Origin of the sequence: Streptomyces monashensis, assembly GCF_001866665.1 — a bacterium.
In the GTDB taxonomy this organism is placed as follows: Bacteria; Actinomycetota; Actinomycetes; order Streptomycetales; family Streptomycetaceae; genus Streptomyces; species Streptomyces monashensis.
The window spans coordinates 214,659-230,319 of the sequence record NZ_MLYO01000011.1 but is presented as its reverse complement, the minus strand read 5'-3'; the positions used below and the strand labels follow the sequence as shown (position 1 = coordinate 230,319).

The 15,661-nt window shown below is 74.2% G+C and carries 13 protein-coding genes; 3 read left to right on the top strand and 10 right to left on the bottom strand.

The genetic code is table 11. The features are described from left to right. Positions 1 to 74: 74 nt before the first annotated feature. The 6 genes from BIV23_RS04625 to BIV23_RS04600 all read right to left on the bottom strand — a co-directional run bounded on the left by BIV23_RS04625 (position 75) and on the right by BIV23_RS04600 (position 5,578). Positions 75 to 1,367, bottom strand: a complete 1,293-nt coding sequence (locus tag BIV23_RS04625; protein ID WP_071379419.1) for a hypothetical protein — start codon at positions 1,365 to 1,367, stop codon at positions 75 to 77. Further along, complete coding sequence (locus tag BIV23_RS04620; RefSeq protein WP_425443461.1) at positions 1,364 to 2,482, bottom strand: hypothetical protein; 1,119 nt, start codon at positions 2,480 to 2,482, stop codon at positions 1,364 to 1,366. The genes BIV23_RS04625 and BIV23_RS04620 overlap by 4 nt, the downstream gene beginning before the upstream one ends. Before the next feature lie 8 nt (positions 2,483 to 2,490). After that, positions 2,491 to 3,372, bottom strand: coding sequence for a hypothetical protein (locus BIV23_RS04615; RefSeq protein WP_071379417.1), 882 nt, complete (start codon positions 3,370 to 3,372; stop codon positions 2,491 to 2,493). Between the two features lie 47 nt (positions 3,373 to 3,419). Next, entirely contained in the window at positions 3,420 to 4,139 is a 720-nt protein-coding gene (locus BIV23_RS04610; protein ID WP_177239709.1) for an LPXTG cell wall anchor domain-containing protein, read from the bottom strand. Between the two features lie 151 nt (positions 4,140 to 4,290). Continuing rightward, positions 4,291 to 4,932 (bottom strand): ATP-binding protein, encoded by a 642-nt coding sequence (locus BIV23_RS04605; RefSeq protein ID WP_071379415.1) that lies wholly within the window; start codon positions 4,930 to 4,932, stop codon positions 4,291 to 4,293. 268 nt (positions 4,933 to 5,200) lie between these two features. Next, on the bottom strand, positions 5,201 to 5,578 hold the full coding sequence (locus BIV23_RS04600) for an STAS domain-containing protein (RefSeq protein ID WP_071379481.1): 378 nt from the start codon (positions 5,576 to 5,578) through the stop codon (positions 5,201 to 5,203). Between the two features lie 249 nt (positions 5,579 to 5,827). Here BIV23_RS04600 and BIV23_RS04595 point away from each other — a divergent pair, with 249 nt between their 5' ends. Next, positions 5,828 to 6,736, top strand: coding sequence for an RNA polymerase sigma factor SigF (locus BIV23_RS04595; RefSeq protein ID WP_071374639.1), 909 nt, complete (start codon positions 5,828 to 5,830; stop codon positions 6,734 to 6,736). Positions 6,737 to 7,076: 340 nt separating this feature from the next. After that, on the top strand, positions 7,077 to 8,612 hold the full coding sequence (locus tag BIV23_RS04590) for an RICIN domain-containing protein (RefSeq protein ID WP_071379480.1): 1,536 nt from the start codon (positions 7,077 to 7,079) through the stop codon (positions 8,610 to 8,612). A 23-nt stretch (positions 8,613 to 8,635) separates the two neighbouring features. Here the strand turns inward: BIV23_RS04590 and hutI are convergent, their stop codons facing one another. The 4 genes from hutI to hutU all read right to left on the bottom strand — a co-directional run bounded on the left by hutI (position 8,636) and on the right by hutU (position 14,122). Continuing rightward, the gene (gene hutI / locus BIV23_RS04585) at positions 8,636 to 9,811 is read right to left on the bottom strand and encodes an imidazolonepropionase (RefSeq protein ID WP_071379414.1); all 1,176 of its coding nucleotides are present in this window, start codon (positions 9,809 to 9,811) and stop codon (positions 8,636 to 8,638) included. A gap of 20 nt (positions 9,812 to 9,831) precedes the next feature. Beyond that, a complete protein-coding gene (locus BIV23_RS04580; RefSeq protein WP_071379413.1) occupies positions 9,832 to 11,169 on the bottom strand; it encodes a formimidoylglutamate deiminase in 1,338 nt (445 codons plus the stop codon). After that, positions 11,166 to 12,368: an allantoate amidohydrolase gene (locus BIV23_RS04575; RefSeq protein ID WP_107471075.1), complete on the bottom strand. Its 1,203-nt coding sequence runs from the start codon at positions 12,366 to 12,368 to the stop codon at positions 11,166 to 11,168. The genes BIV23_RS04580 and BIV23_RS04575 overlap by 4 nt, the downstream gene beginning before the upstream one ends. Positions 12,369 to 12,457: 89 nt before the next feature. Continuing rightward, positions 12,458 to 14,122, bottom strand: a complete 1,665-nt coding sequence (gene hutU / locus BIV23_RS04570) for a urocanate hydratase (protein WP_071379412.1) — start codon at positions 14,120 to 14,122, stop codon at positions 12,458 to 12,460. 126 nt (positions 14,123 to 14,248) lie between these two features. On the opposite strand from hutU, the gene BIV23_RS04565 reads away from it, so the two are divergent. Further along, on the top strand, positions 14,249 to 15,634 hold the full coding sequence (locus BIV23_RS04565; RefSeq protein WP_071379411.1) for a type III PLP-dependent enzyme domain-containing protein: 1,386 nt from the start codon (positions 14,249 to 14,251) through the stop codon (positions 15,632 to 15,634). The last annotated feature ends 27 nt before the right edge of the window (positions 15,635 to 15,661 follow it).

Sequence of the window (15,661 nt, the reverse complement as noted above, 5' to 3'; positions counted from 1 at the left end):
CCGTGCAGCGGTCCCACTGAAGAGGGCCATCGCGTCGTCGGACGCGGTGGCCCTCTTCGGCGTTCTCGGGACGGTCAGCGCGTCCTGCGTCCCGGCATGAACGTGAACACCGCGCCGCCCAGCAGGATCGCCGTGCCGGCCACCAGGCCCAGCGCCTTCAGGGCGCCGTGGTCGCTCGCTCCGGTGTCGGCGAGGCCGCCGGAGCCGCTGCCGGAGCCGCCGGTGGTGCCGCCCGTACCGCTCGTGCCGCCGCCGGTGGACGTGCCGCCGGACGCGCCGCCCGGCTGCTGGCTCGTGTCCAGGGTGAGCGAGACCTCGGTCCTGGTCGGCGTGCAGGTCGTGGTCGTACCGAGCGCCTTGACCGTGAGCACGCCCGGGGACAGCGTCGAGCTGCCGCTCGCGCCCGGTTTGTAGGTGCCGGTGAGGTCCGGGATGGTGATCGGGTCGCCGGACTTGATGGGGCTCGCGTTCATCGGCCCCTCCACGTGCACCGTGCCCTTGTCGGCGCCGCCCAGCACCACCTCCATCGACGGCTTCACGGAGTTCGCCGGGATGTCGGCGGGGCTGTCCATCACGGACTTCTTGAACTGCACGGTGAGGTCGAAGTTCCCGCCGTTCTTCCTGGCGTTGATCTGCACCGGCGAGGTCGCGCTCTTGTCGCCGATCGGGGTCTTGCAGGCGTACGGGATCTGCACCTCCTTGCCGGTGAAGTCGGTCTGCCCGCCGGTCCCGCCGCTGCCGCCGGTGGCAGTGGCCGTGGGCGTGGGCGTGGCCGTCGGGGTCTGGGTCGGCGTCGTCGTGGGGGTCGTGGTGGGGGTGCCGCCGCCACCGGCGCCCGTCACCTGGATCGTCGCCGCCTTCTGGACGGTCTCCTTGGGTGTGCACTCGGTGTCGGTCGACATCGCGTTGACGGTGTACGCGTCCGGCGTCAGCGTCACCTCGCCGGCCGTCGTCAGCTTCAGGCTGCCCTTCATGTCGGACAGCACCATGTCACCGCCCTTGGGGATCGCGGGGTTCTGCCGCGGGCCCTGCATGGCGATGTCGGCGCTCTGCGCCCCGGCCGCCTTCAGCACCCCGGACGGCTGGACCGAGTTCGCGGGCAGGTCGATGATGTTCGGGTTCTTCGACGCCGCCTGGACGAACTTCCACACGACGTCCACCGTGTCGCCGACCTTCGCGGTCGCCGGCGCGGTGATCTCGACCTTGGTGGTGCCGTCGACGGGAGTGATCCCCGCGGGCGGCACGCAGTGCGTGGCGAACGACACCTCGGCCGCCTGCGCGGGGGTCGCGGCGATGCCCAGCAGGACGCCCGCACCGCACAGCGCCAGCGCGGCGCCCGCGGCCGTACCTCTCCTTCGGATGCTCACGTGGGTCCCTTCGTGGTGGGAGTCGTAGGACTCGTCGGGCTGTCGGTGTGCGGTGCGGAGAGCCGGCCGGCCGGGCCGCCCGGGACGGAGTCCGGGGCGAACCACGGCAGGGTCGGGGTCGAGGGGGGCGGATCTTCGGAGCCGGTGCCGGAGCCGGTGCCGGTGCCGGTCCGGGAGCGGGGCAGCGGCAGGCGCAGGTCGGGCAGGCGCAGGCCGCGGGTGCGGTGGGCGCCGCCGGGGCGGCGGGGCCGTACCCGGTCCACGACGGCCATGCCGATCCGGAACAGCGCGGCCGGGACCACGAGGCAGAGCAGCAGCCAGAACAGGGTCACGCCCCAGGGCCGCCCCACGCCCCACGGCTGCTCGGCGAGCACCTTGCCGTCGTACCTCAGGGACACGGTGTAGTCGCCGTGCGCCCCGGCCGTCAGCTCGACGGGCAGCGTGACCTGCGCCTTCTTACCGGGCGCCAGGGTGCCCTGCCACTGCCGGTCGTCCCACTGCGGCGCGAAGACGCCGTGTGCGGAGCCAACCTGGAACACCGGGTCCTTGATCGCGCTCGTGCCGGTGTTGCCGATCGTGAAGACCAGGCTGCGGCTCGGCGGCGCCCCGAACCAGGTCAGCGGGCCGTTCGAACCGGTCAGCCGGGTGTCCGAGAGGATCGCCAGCCGGCCGCCGGACGGCTCGGCGGGCAGCGGCGCGACCGGATGCCCGGCGACCTCCAGGACCGCGTCCGCCGTCGCCTGCGTCCCGGTGACCGTGGCCACGTGCACCACACAGGGGCAGGGCACGGGTGGTTCGGCGACCGGGAGCCGCTTGCTGAAGGCGCCCTGCGCGTCGGTGGTCACGGCCCGGCCGTCGCCGTTGGCACAGGAGTTGGTGCCGCCGATCACGCCCCGGGCGGGTGTGGCGCGACCACACACCAGCAACATCAGCAGCGTGTTCGGCCGCCAGCCCGTCCCACTGGCGGTGACCGAGCCGCCGGTGCCGGCCTGGGTCGTGGACAGTTTCACGGTCGGGCCGTCCGCCGCGTGCGCCGGGGCGGCGAGGAGGAGGGCCGGACAGAGCAGGAGCAGCGCGAGCAGCGTCGCGCCCGCCGGCCGCCGCAGAAGCCTCACGTGTCCGCTCACTTCATCGCGCCTTCCGTCAACTCCAGGGCAGGACACGGGAGTTCGGCGGACCCCTGCGGCACGTCCGCCGGTGCGCGACCTCGTCGGCGGCGTACGGCGAACAGCGCGCCCGCCCCGGCCAGCGCGACGCCGCCCGCCCCCGCCACCGGCGCCCACGGCACGAACCGGGCCGACGCGGCCGCCGTGTCGTGCGCGCCGCCCGGCGCCGTGACCGTCAGCCGTACGTCGACGGCGTCCAGCGCGGGCGGGTCCGGCCAGGGCTCGGTGAGCCGTACCCGCGCACCGGGGCGCACCCGGAGCGCAAGGGCGCGCGGGGTGCGGTCCAGGACCCGGCCGAACACGCCGTCCGCGCGCACCGCGAGAGTCGGCACGAGCTCGGTCGTACCCCGGTTGACCAGGTCGTACGTGATGCTGTGGGCGTGCACGGCGAGATGCTCGACGGTCAGCGCGGCGAGCGCCGGACCGCCGACCCGGAGCCGGACCGGCACGCTCACGGTGCGCCCCTTCGCGTCCCGTACGACGACGGCGCCGGAGCGGACACCGGGCGCGTCCCCGGCCGGCACGGTCACCGTGAAGGGCACCTCGGCGCGAGTGCGGGCGGGGACGCGCAGCGTCGGCCGGGCGAACACGGTCCGCGGGCCGGTGCCGGAGAACCGGACGTCGAGCGGCGCACGCCCGGAGTTGGTGACGGACACCGCGTCCTGCAGGACCGTGCCGGGCGCGCCCTCGGCGTAGAAGGACGGCCGGCCGCCGCCGACGGGCGCGACGGACCAGCCCGGGTCCGCTGCGGCTGCGGGCGGCGGCGCGCCCAGCACGGCGAGCAGCAGACAGGCGGCCAGGGGCAGGGAGCGGGTCAGGGCACGGGCGGCGGACGGCATGGGCGGCTCCAGCGGTGGCCAGGGGGCGGCGTACGGCTCGACCGGGGTCAGCGGCGTACGGACTGCCCGCGGCGGGTCAGCCACAACGTGCCGGCCGCACCGGCGAGGAACACCGTGGCGCCGAGCGTGCCGAGGGCGACCGCCGAGTCCTCGGGGCCGGTCTGCGGGAGCTGTCCGGCGGAGGTGCCGCCCGAGGCGGACGACGAGGACGACCCGGCCGAGGACGATCCGCCGGAGGACGAGCCGGTCGAGCCGCCGGCCGCCGTCACGTCCAGGGTCAGGCCCGGCCCCGGGCTGTTGGTCGGCGTGCAGGTCGTCGTCGTACCGAGCGCCTTGATGGTGAGCGTGCCCGGTGTGAAGGTGACCTTGCCGGTCCTGTTCGGTGTGTACGTCCCGCTCAAGTCACTGATCTTGATAGGGGTGTTGGCGGGGATCGCGGCCGCGTTGGGGGGCCCGCTGACCGGGAGCGAGCCGCTGTCGGCACCGCCCAGCCGGATGGTGGCGCTCGGGGTCATCGCCCCCTTGCCCAGCTCGACCGGGCTGGAGGAGACGCCCTTCTGCCAGGACATCGTGATCTTGTAGTTGCCGCCGCTCCTGACGCCCGTCATGTTGATGGGCGAGACGGCGCTCTTGACCCCGATCGGCGTCTGACAGCGGTAGTTGACGTCGACGACATCGGCATGGGCCGCGGGCGCCGCCAGCAGCACCACCGATCCGGCGAGGGCCGCGGCGGACGCGAGCGCCGCGGTTCGTTTCGGGTACGACACGATCGGTCCACCCCATTCCTGACGGTTCATCAGATGAGCCGTCAAGGTACGCCGGGGCGCGTGAGGAAGGAAGAGACGGTACGGGGGAGGATTCGTGACGGAGGCGGTCCGCGGCCAGCAAGCCCGGGGAGCTACGCGAGCCCGACGGCGCTCACAGCGGAGCGCCCAGCTCCGCCCACACCGTCTTCCCCGCCCGCCCCGGGGTCCGGACGACCCCCCAGTCCAGGCAGAGCCGCTGCACGATGAACATCCCGTGGCCACCCGGGCGGCCGGCCCGGTGCGGGGTGCGCGGGGCCGGCTGGCCGGTGCCGCGGTCGGACACCTCCAGCCGGATCACCTTGTCGTCGCGGACGAGGACGAGTTCGTCGGGGCCCTCGGCGTGCAGGCAGGCGTTGGTCACCAGTTCGGAGACGACGAGCAGCACGTCCTCGGCGGCGGCGCGCCGGTCGGCGGTGGCGGCGGGCAGCCAGCCCCACGCGTACAGCGCCTGGCGCGTGAAGTCGCGGGCGAGCGGGACGACCCCGCTCTCGCCCTCCAGGGTCAGCCTGCGGGTCTGCCGCCCGCCGGCGCCCTGCGCGCCGTCGGCGTCCCCGGCCGGCGCGTCCGTCTCCGCCGGCACGTCCGTCTCCGCCGGCGCGTCCGCCTCCGCCCGCGCGGGCATGCCCGTCGCCGCCGGCGCGGCGGCCGCCGCCACGGGCGCGTCCGTGCTCGGCGCACCCTCCTCGGACGCCCCGGAAGCGCCGCTGGACTCCGGGCCGCGGTCGCCCGGCGAGCAAGGCCGGGTGGTGCTCATCAGCGCTTCACCTCACCGATCCACCAGTTCACGTTTCAAAGGACGACAGCGGTCCGCACCGACCGGCCGCCACCTGCCCATTCCTGCTTGCTTCTGCCCACTCCCGTGCCCACTTCCGCCTCCTCCTGCCCTCTCCTGCCCGGCCGATCCGGCGGAACACCCCCCGATTTCGCCACAAGGGGTGCGCGGGGCCCGCACGCCCTCCGCCGGAGCGGCGGGCGGGAGCGCGGGCGGGGCGGGGCAGGCCGGGAGAGCGGGGCCCGCGGACTCAGTCGGCGCCGGGCGCCAGGGCCGCGGCCACGGAGTCGTGCACGGTGAAGACCGCTTCGGCTCCTGTGATCTCGAACACGCGGGCCACCACCGGCTGCATCCCCGCCAGATGGATCCCGCCACCGGCGGCCTCGGCCTTCAGCCGGGCGCCGAGCAGGACGTTCAGGCCCGTGGAGTCACAGAACTCCAGGCGTGTGCAGTCCACGACGAGGCGCGAGAAGCCCTTGGCCAGAAGGTGGTCGAGGGGCTCGCGCAGCAGATCGGCGGTGTGGTGGTCAAGCTCACCCGCCGGCTGGACGACGGCACTGGAGCCCTCTTCCCGCACCTCCACCAGGAGCCGGCCCGACTGTGCGCTGCCGACCATCCCGTGGTCCATGCCGTTCTCTCTCCCGAGGTCGTGGCCGCTGATGCCCTCGAACATTACGCCTTCCGAACGCACTCCGACACCTGAACAACTTCACATATTCGGACATATACGAACGGAACGCACTTGCGATCGCCTCACGGAAGCCGGTAGGGCTAGTAAGGACACAAACCCCACCGGGCCGCGACGGGCCCACGTCGGCTTTGGAGGCGCCGCACTCCGCAGTGCACGCACGGCATCGGCAGCCATATGCCGAGAACGATGGAGGACACCATGTCACCCCGGCTCGACGCATCGCATACCCAGTCCGCGACGTCGACACCCCCACCGGAACAGCTGGATCGGACCATCGACCCCCTCGACCCCGTCGAGGGACTCCCGGAGATCCCCCCGTACGACGAGATCGGCCCGGTCGACGCGCGGGCCCTGTCCAAGACCCTCTTCGAGCGTCTCGCGACGCTGGAGGAAGGGACGCACGAGTACGCGTACGTCCGCAACACCCTCGTCGAGCTGAACCTCGCACTCGTCAAGTTCTCCGCCTCGCGCTTCCGCTCCCGCAGCGAGCCGATGGAGGACATCATCCAGGTCGGCACGATCGGGCTGATCAAGGCGATCGACCGGTTCGAGCTGTCGCGCGGGGTGGAGTTCCCCACCTTCGCGATGCCGACGATCATCGGCGAGATCAAGCGGTTCTTCCGTGACACGTCGTGGTCCGTGCGCGTCCCGCGCAGGCTTCAGGAGCTGCGCCTCGACCTGGCCAAGGCCGGGGACGAGCTGGCCCAGAAACTGGACCGCTCCCCCACGGTCGCGGAGCTGGCCGAGCGGCTCGGCCTGAGCGAGGACGAGGTCGTCGAGGGCATGGCCGCCTCGAACGCCTACACCGCCTCCTCGCTGGACGCCCAGCCCGAGGAGGACGAGACCGAGGGCGCGCTGGCGGACCGGATCGGGTACGAGGACCACGGGCTGGAGGGCATCGAGTACGTCGAGTCCCTCAAGCCGCTGATCGCCGAACTCCCGTCCCGGGACCGGAAGATCCTCTCCCTGCGCTTCGTGGCGAACATGACCCAGTCGGAGATCGGCGACGAACTCGGCATCTCCCAGATGCACGTGTCCCGGCTGCTCTCCCGCACACTGGTGCGCTTGCGCAAGGGGCTGACGGTCGAGGAGTGAACTCCGCGACCGCCGCCCCGCGCCTCCGCGACGCCGTACCGGGGTGACACCGCCGCAGCAGCGGCCCGGCCGCCGGCCCGCACCGGCCCCGGGCCGCTGCGGCATGTGCGGGCGGGGTGACGCGTGTGCCCCCAACCGTTATCCGGTTACCCCGGGAAACCTCTTTTCCCGCCCGGCCCCCTCCACCACCATGGGCCCACAAACCGGCCGGTAGGTCGGACAGGGGCCCGGGCGGCGCGATCGCCCGGCGTCGCGAGGAGGCGGGACGATGGCTCAGGGGGACGGCGCCGAGGACGCGGCGGGCGGGGCCGGAGCGGACAGGGCCGTGCCGGACGTCGGCATGCCCGAACGGCCCCTGCCGGAAGGGGACGTGGAGGACGTCCCGGACTCACGCCTCGCCGAACTGCTCCGCACCCCCGCCCCCACGGCGTACCCCGCGTTGCAGGAGCTGCGGCGGCGGCACCACCCGGCGGTCCTGGCCTACGCCCGGCTGTGCGCGGCGGGCGAGTCCGCCGCCCGCCGGCTGGCGGCCGAGACCTTCACCACGGCGGCCCGCGAAACGGCACGCGGCGTGGACCCGGCCGTCCCGCTGCGCCACCGCCTCCTGCTGCTGACCGCCCGGCTGGCGGCGGCCTGGGCGCACGACGAGCGCTCCACCGGCGTCGACCCAGGCCTGCTGCTCGTACGGAACGCGTCCGGCCTGCCCGACGGCTCCGCGCCGCCCCTCCTCCCGGCGTTCCGCTCGCTGCCCTCCCGCGCCCAGGGCCTGCTCTGGTACGGCGTGGTGGAACAGGAGCCGCAGGAGCGCACCGCCGCGTTCCTCGGCCTGAGCCGCGCGGACGTGACGTACGGCACCCCGCAGGCCCTCACCTCCCTGTCCCGGGCCTGCCTGCGCCTGCGCCTGGCCGCCTCCGACGACCCGCGCTGCGCCGACTTCCGCCGGCTGATCGAGGAGGCGGTACGGCCGGACGGCCCGCGCCACAGCGCCGACCTGGACGCCCACCGGGCGCGCTGCCCGCACTGCACGGCCGCCTACGAGGACCTGCGGGCCCTGCGGGACGCACCGCGGCAGACCCTGGTGGAGGGCCTGCTGCCCTGGAACGGCACGGCGTACCTGCGCACCGGGGAGCCGACGGCCACCGCGGACCCGCCCGCCGTCCGGCCGAGGGCGACGTGGCCCGCCGGGCGCCGCGCCCTGCTGACCTCGGCGGCCCTGGGCGTGGCCCTGATCCCGCTCCTGGTCCTCCTGCTCGCCCCGGACCGCACCCGGGGGCAGGAACCGGCGGCGGCGACCCCGACCCCTCCGCCGGTGACCGTGACGGCGACGGTCTCGCTGACCCCGTCCCCGCGCCCGTCGCCGTCCGCGTCCCCGTCACCCTCCGCGGACTCCCAGTCCCTCAGCGGGACTTCCGCCGGCCCGACCACGCCGGCTCCGGCGCCCACTCCGCGTCCCACGCCCTCGTCCACGCCCCCGGGAACGTCGTTCGCCCAGGTGGTGAACCTCGCCACGGGCCGCTGCCTGGACATCCGCGACGGCAACCCGGAGCAGGGCAACGACGTCGTCACGGCTCCCTGTTCCGACTCCCCGACCCAGCGCTGGCGCGTGGACACCCGCCTGGGTGTGCTCCGTTCGGCGGCCGACGACTCGTTCTGCCTGGACAGCCGGGGCGCGACCGACCGGGGCGTCGGCGTCTGGACCTGCGACTCGGTCTACGGCCGCAACGGCGACAACCTCCGCTTCACCGTCACCCCCGACGGCACGATCCGCCCGGCCATCGCCCCGGACACGGCGGTGACCCCCGACGGCCGCCACGACGTCTCCCTGGACCCGCTGGACGGGGGCGACGAGCAGCGCTGGCGGGCAGGGGCCGCCTGAACTCCGCGGACGGAACGGGCCGTTCAGACCACCCGCGCCCCCCGCCGCCACACCCCGCTGACCAGCGGCACCCCCGGCCGGTAGGCGAGGTGGACGTGGCTCGGGGCGTCCAGGAGGGTGAGGTCGGCGCGGGCGCCCGGGGTGAGGCGGCCGATGTCGGTGCGGCGCAGGGCCGCCGCACCGCCCGCCGTGGCCGACCAGACCGCCTCGTCCGGGGTCATCCGCATGTCGCGGACGGCCAGGGCGATGCAGAAGGGGACGGAGGAGGTGAAGGACGAGCCCGGGTTGCAGTCCGTGGACAGGGCGACCGTCGCACCGGCGTCGAGGAGACGGCGGGCGTCCGGCCACTGCGCGCGCGTGGAGAACTCCGCGCCGGGCAGGAGGGTGGCGACCGTGGAGCTGTTCGCGAGGGCGTCCACGTCCGCGTCGGTGAGGTGCGTGCAGTGGTCGGCGCTGGCCGCGTCGAGTTCGACGGCGAGCTGGACGCCGGGTCCGTAAGAGAGCTGGTTGGCGTGGATGCGGGGGTGCAGGCCCTTCGCCCGGCCGGCCGTGAGGATCGCGCGGGCCTGGTCGCCGTCGAAGGCGCCCTTCTCGCAGAACACGTCGATCCAGCGGGCGTGCGGGGCACAGGCGTCCAGCATCTCGCCGGTGACCAGGGCGACATAGGCGGCGGGGTCGTCGGCGTAGTCGGGGGAGACGATGTGCGCGCCGAGGTACGTCACCTCGTCGGTGTGCCGCGCGGCGATGCGCAGGGCGCGGGACTCGTCCTCGACCGTGAGGCCGTAGCCCGACTTCGTCTCGAACGTGGTGGTGCCCTGGCGGAGCGCCTCCGCCAGGTGGTGGGTCAGGTTCGCCTCCAGCTCCGCGTCGCTCGCCGCCCGGGTGGCCGCGACGGTGGTGCGGATGCCGCCCGCCGTGTAGGAGCGGCCGGACATCCGGGCGTTGAACTCCTGGGTGCGGTCGCCCGCGAAGACCAGGTGGGAGTGCGAGTCCACGAAGCCCGGCAGCACCGCCCGGCCGCCCGCGTCGACCCGGTTGTCAGTGGCGGGTGCTTTGCTGGATTCACCGGTCCACGCGACGCGGTCGCCGTCGATGACGACGGCCGCGTCCTGGATCAGCCCCAGAGGGGAGCCGTCACCGAGGGAGGGGTCGTTGGTGACCAGCGTGGCGATGTTGGTGATGACGGTGCTGCTGCTCATGGTGTCCTCGTGGGTGGTGGTCAGGAGCGGAGGGCTTCGACTGCCCGCGCGAGGGCCTGCGGCACATCGGGTACGAGGGTGTGCGCCCCGTCGCGTACGACCTGCCGCCCGCCCACGACCGTATGCCGTACGTCCGCCCCGGTCGCCGCGAATACGGCCGTCTCGGCGCCCAGCCGGGGCAGCGGGCCCGCTGTCCTGACCGAGTCGAGGGCGATCGTCGTGAAGTCGGCGAGGGCGCCCGCCGCCAGCGTGCCGGCCTCGTCCCAGCCGAGGGCGGCGTGGCCGTCGGCGGTGGCGGCCCGCAGCAGGGAGTTCGCGGTCCAGTGGCCCCGGGTGCGGGTGCGCAGCCGCTCGTTCAGCTCCATCGCGCGCGCCTCTTCGAGCAGGTCGATGACGGCGTGGCTGTCGGAGCCGAGCGAGAGCGGGGAGCCCGCCCGCTGGAGGGCGACGGCCGGGCCGATGCCGTCGGCCAGGTCGCGCTCGGTCGTCGGGCACATGCAGGTACCGGTCCGCGAGTCGCCGAGCAGCGCGATGTCCTCGTCCGTGAGGTGGGTGTTGTGCACCCCGGTGGTGCGCGGCCCGAGGACGCCGTGGTCGGCGAGCAGCCGGGTGGGCGTGCAGCCGTGGGCGGCCTGGCAGGCGTCGTTCTCGGCGGTCTGCTCCGACAGGTGCACGTGCAGCGGGGCCCGCCGCTCCTCGGCCCATCCGGCCACCGTCGCCAACTGCCCGGCGGGCACGGCCCGTACGGAGTGGATCGCCGCCCCGATCCGTGCGTGATCCCGTTCCTTGAGAACTGCACAGCGTTCGGCCCAGGCCTCCGCGCTGCCGTCGGAGAAGCGGAGCTGATGGGCGTCGGGGGCCTTGCCGAAGCCGGAGGACAGGTAGCAGGTGTCGAGGAGGGTGATCCGGATGCCGGCCTCGGCGGCGGCCGCGATCAGCGCCTCGCCCATGGCGTTGGGGTCCGCGTAGCGGGTGCCGCCGGGCGCGTGGTGCACGTAGTGGAACTCGCCGACGGCCGTGATGCCGGCGAGGGCCATCTCGGCGTACACCGCGCGGGCGAGCCGGTGGTAGGTCTCCGGGCTCAGCCGGTCGGCGACGGAGTACATCACCTCGCGCCAGGTCCAGAAGGTGCCGCTGCCGACCTGGACGGTGCCGCGCAGCGCCCGGTGGAAGGCGTGGCTGTGGGCGTTGGCCAGGCCGGGCAGGGTCAGGCCGCGCAGCACCTCGGCGCCGGGCGGCGGTGCGGTGGCACCGGTGCGGACGGCGGCGATCCGCCCGCCCTCCACGTCCAGGGCGACGCCCGGCTCGACGAGGGAGTCGAGCCAGGCGTGCTCCAGCCAGTAGGTCGCCTTGGTCACGTGCGGGCCAGCCCTTCCAGTACGTCGGCGAGCGCGTGCACCCCGGCCAGGCAGTCGTCCTCGGCGGCGGACTCGGCCGGGGAGTGCGAGACCCCGGTGGGGTTGCGCACGAACAGCATGGCGGTCGGAATGCTCCCGGAGAGGATTCCGGCGTCGTGTCCGGCGCCGGTCCCGAGGACGGGCACGGTCAGGCCGGTGTCCTTGCCGAGGAGGCGGCCGAGTTCGTCGCGCAGGGCGTGGTCGAACTCGACGACGGGGGTGAACGACTCCCGGACGACGTCGAGGTCGATGCCGTGGGCGTCCGCGTACTCCCGGGCCGCCTTCTCGATGCCGCCGACCACCGTGTCCAGGGTGCCCTGGTCGGCGGCGCGGGAGTCGAGCCAGCCGCGCACGAGGGAGGGGATGGCGTTGACCCCGTTGGGCTCGACGGAGATCTTCCCGAAGGTGGCCACGGCACCGGCGAGCGCGGCCTCCCGGCGGGCGGCGAGCACGGTCTCGGCGTAGGACAGCATCGGGTCGCGCCGGTCCACCAGCCGGGTGGTGCCGGCGTGGTTGGCCTCGCCCCGGAAGTCGAACCGCCAGCGTCCGTGCGGCCAGATGGCACTGGCGATGCCGACCCGGTCGCCGGACAGGTCCAGCGCCCGGCCCTGTTCGACGTGCAGCTCGACGAAGGCGCCGATCCGGGCCAGCCGCTCGGGGTCGGCCCCGATGGCGTCGGGGTCGTACCCGGCGGCCTCCATGGCGCGCGGGAGCGTGACCCCGTCCGCGTCGGTCAGCCGGTGCGCCTGCTCGACGGTCAGCTGCCCGGCGGTCAGCCGCGACCCGACGCAGGCGAGCCCGAACCGGGCGCCCTCCTCGTCGCCGAAGTTGACGATGGCCAGGGGCTTGTCGAACCGCGTTCCCCGGCCGCGCAGTTCATCGAGCGCGGCGAAGGAGGACACGACCCCGAGGGGCCCGTCGAAGGCCCCGCCGTCCGGCACGGAGTCGAGATGCGAGCCGGTGACGACGGCGTCCCCGGCCGTCGGGTCCCCGAGCCAGGCCCACTGGTTCCCGTTCCGGTCGACCTCGTAGGCCAGCCCGCGTGCCTCGGCCTGCTCCTTGAACCAGGCCCGGCACTCGGCATCGGCCCCGGTCCAGGCGTACCGCCGGTAGCCGCCGGAGTCGGGGTGCCGGCCGACGGGGAGAAGCTCGCGCCACATCTCCTGGAAGGAGGGCGTGCGGTGGCCGGCGGGGCCGACGGACGGTGCGCCGTCGGCCCGCACCGGCCGGGGCGCGGCGGAGCGCTGGGTCACGCGCCGTCACCCTCACGCATCGGCACCCGGACCCCCCGCTCGGCGGCGACCGACTCGGCGATGTCGTACCCGGCGTCCACGTGCCGGATGACGCCCATGCCCGGGTCGTTGGTGAGCACGCGGCGGATCTTCTCGCCGGCGAGCTTCGTGCCGTCGGCCACACTGACCTGCCCGGCGTGGATGGACCGGCCCATGCCCACGCCGCCACCGTGGTGGATGGAGACCCAGGAGGCACCGGAGGCGACGTTGACCATGGCGTTCAGCAGCGGCCAGTCGGCGATGGCGTCGGAGCCGTCGAGCATGGCCTCGGTCTCGCGGTACGGCGAGGCCACGGAGCCGCAGTCCAGGTGGTCGCGGCCGATGGCCAGCGGGGCGGCCAGCTCGCCGGAGGCGACCATGTCGTTGAAGCGCTCGCCGGCCCTGTCGCGCTCGCCGTAGCCGAGCCAGCAGATGCGCGCGGGCAGGCCCTGGAAGTGGACGCGCTCGCGGGCCATCGTGATCCAGCGGGCCAGGGACTCGTTCTCCGGGAACAGCTCCAGGATCGCCTTGTCGGTCTTGGCGATGTCGGCCGGGTCGCCGGACAGCGCGGCCCAGCGGAAGGGGCCCTTGCCCTCGCAGAAGAGGGGACGGATGTAGGCGGGGACGAAGCCGGGGAAGGCGAACGCGCGGTCGTACCCGGCGAGTTGGGCCTCGCCGCGGATGGAGTTGCCGTAGTCGAAGACCTCGGCGCCGGCGTCCATGAAGCCGACCATGGCCTCGACGTGCTGCGCCATGGACTCGCGCGCACGCGTGGTGAAGCCGGCCGGGTCCTTGGCGGCGGCGTCGGCCATGTCCTCGAAGGCCACGCCCACCGGCAGGTACGACAGCGGGTCGTGGGCGGAGGTCTGGTCGGTGACGATGTCGATGGGGGCGTTCATCGCGAGCAGCTGCGGGACCAGCTCGGCGGCGTTGCCGAGCACGCCGATGGAGAGCGGACGGCGGGCGTCGCGGGCCTCGGTGGCGAGCTGGAGGGCGTGGTCGAGGGAGTCGGCCCTGACATCCAGGTAGCGGTGCTCGATGCGGCGCTCGATGGCGCGCGGGTCGCAGTCGATACAGATCGCGACGCCGTCGTTCATGGTCACGGCGAGCGGCTGGGCGCCGCCCATGCCGCCGAGGCCGGCGGTGAGGGTGATCGTGCCCGCGAGGGTGCCGCCGAACTTCTTCGCTGCGACGGCGGCGAAGGTCTCGTAGGTGCCCTGGAGGATGCCCTGGGTGCCGATGTAGATCCAGGAGCCGGCGGTCATCTGGCCGTACATGGTCAGGCCGAGGGCCTCCAGGCGGCGGAACTCCTCCCAGTTGGCCCAGTCGCCGACCAGGTTGGAGTTGGCGATGAGGACGCGCGGGGCCCACTCGTGGGTCTGCATGACACCGACCGGGCGGCCGGACTGGACCAGCATGGTCTCGTCCTGCTTGAGGGTCCTAAGGGTGCGGACCATCGCGTCGAAGGAGCGCCAGTCACGGGCGGCCTTGCCGGTGCCGCCGTAGACGACGAGCTTGTCGGGGTGCTCGGCGACCTCGGGGTCGAGGTTGTTCTGGAGCATCCGCAGGGCGGCTTCCTGCTGCCATCCCAGGGCACTGAGTTCCGTGCCGCGCGGGGCTCGTACGGGGCGGGGTCCCGACATCGTCTGCCTCCTCCTGTTGCTACGTCTATTCACATCCTGACTTCCTGAATAGAACTAGTCAATACATCGGGGGGAGCGCGTTCACGCGCCGTCGGTGTTTGGCTGGAAGCACCTGAGGCCGACCTGATGGGAGACGCCGTGGAGCGGGATGCCGACGCCGAGGCGCGCGAGCGCGCCGCCCGGCGGGACGAGGCGGTACGCGCGGCCGTGGAGCAGGGGCTGCTCGGTCCGGACGCGGCCGTGGTGGGGCTGCTGGACGTGACCGGGATCCGGCGGTCGGCGGCGGCGCTGCGGGCCGCGTTCGACACGGCCGTACCGCCCGGCACGCCGGTGCTGCACGCCTTCGCGGTGAAGGCCACCCCGCTGGTGCCGGTGCTGCGGCTGCTGCACGAGGCCGGGCTCGGCGCGGAGGTGGCGAGCCCCGGCGAGCTGGCGCTGGCGCGGGCGGCCGGGGTGCCGGCCGGGCGGACGGTGCTGGACGCGCCCGCGAAGACCCCGGCCGAGCTGCGCGAGGCGCTGGCCCTCGGCATCGCCGTGAACGCCGACAACCCGCAGGAGCTGGACCGGCTGGACGCACTCGTGCACACGGGGTCCACCCGCTCCCCGCTGGGCCTCAGGGTCAATCCGCAGCTCGGCGGCGGCTCGATCCGGGCGACGTCCACGGCGACGGCGACCTCGAAGTTCGGGGTGCCCCTGCGGGACGAGGGGGCGCGCGACTGGGTCGTGCGGGCGTTCCTGGCGCGGCCGTGGCTGACCCGCCTGCACGCGCACACCGGCTCGCAGGGGATCCCGCTGCCGCTGCTGGCACGGGGCGTGGCGGAGACGTACGCGCTCGCGGAGGAGATCAACGCGCGCGCCGGACGGCGGCAGGTCGACACGCTCGACATCGGCGGCGGGCTGTCCGTGGACTTCGCCTCGGAGGCGGCGGAGCCGACGTACGCGCAGTACGCACGCGCGCTGGCCGATCGAGTGCCGGGACTGTTCGACGGGCGCTACGGGCTGGTGACCGAGTTCGGGCGCTCGCTCATGGCCCGGCACGGGACGGTGGTGGCGCGGGTGGAGTACGCCAAGAGCGCGGGCGGCCGGCGGATCGCGGTGACGCACGCGGGCGTGCAGGTGGCGACGCGGACGGTGTACGCGCCCGAGGCGTGGCCGCTCAGGATCGCCGCGTACGACGCCGAGGGGCACCCCAAGCGGGGGCCGGAGGTGGTGCAGGACGTGGCCGGCCCGGCCTGCTTCGCGGGCGACCTGCTCGCCGAGGGGCGCGCGCTGCCCGCGCTGGAGCAGGGCGACCACGTGGCGGCGCTGGACACGGGCGCGTACTACTTCGCCCACCACTACGCCTACAACTCCCTCGCCCGGCCCGGCATCTACGGCTTCGCGCCGGACGGCGCGGGAGGCGTCGCCCTCACGGTCGTACGGGAGCCGCAGACCGTCGCCGAGGTGGTGGCGGAGTCCGGAGGGGCGCACACGGCCGCGCTCACCGCGCTGGGGGCACCCGGGAGCCGTTGACGCGCGCCCGCTCCCCCGCGCACAACT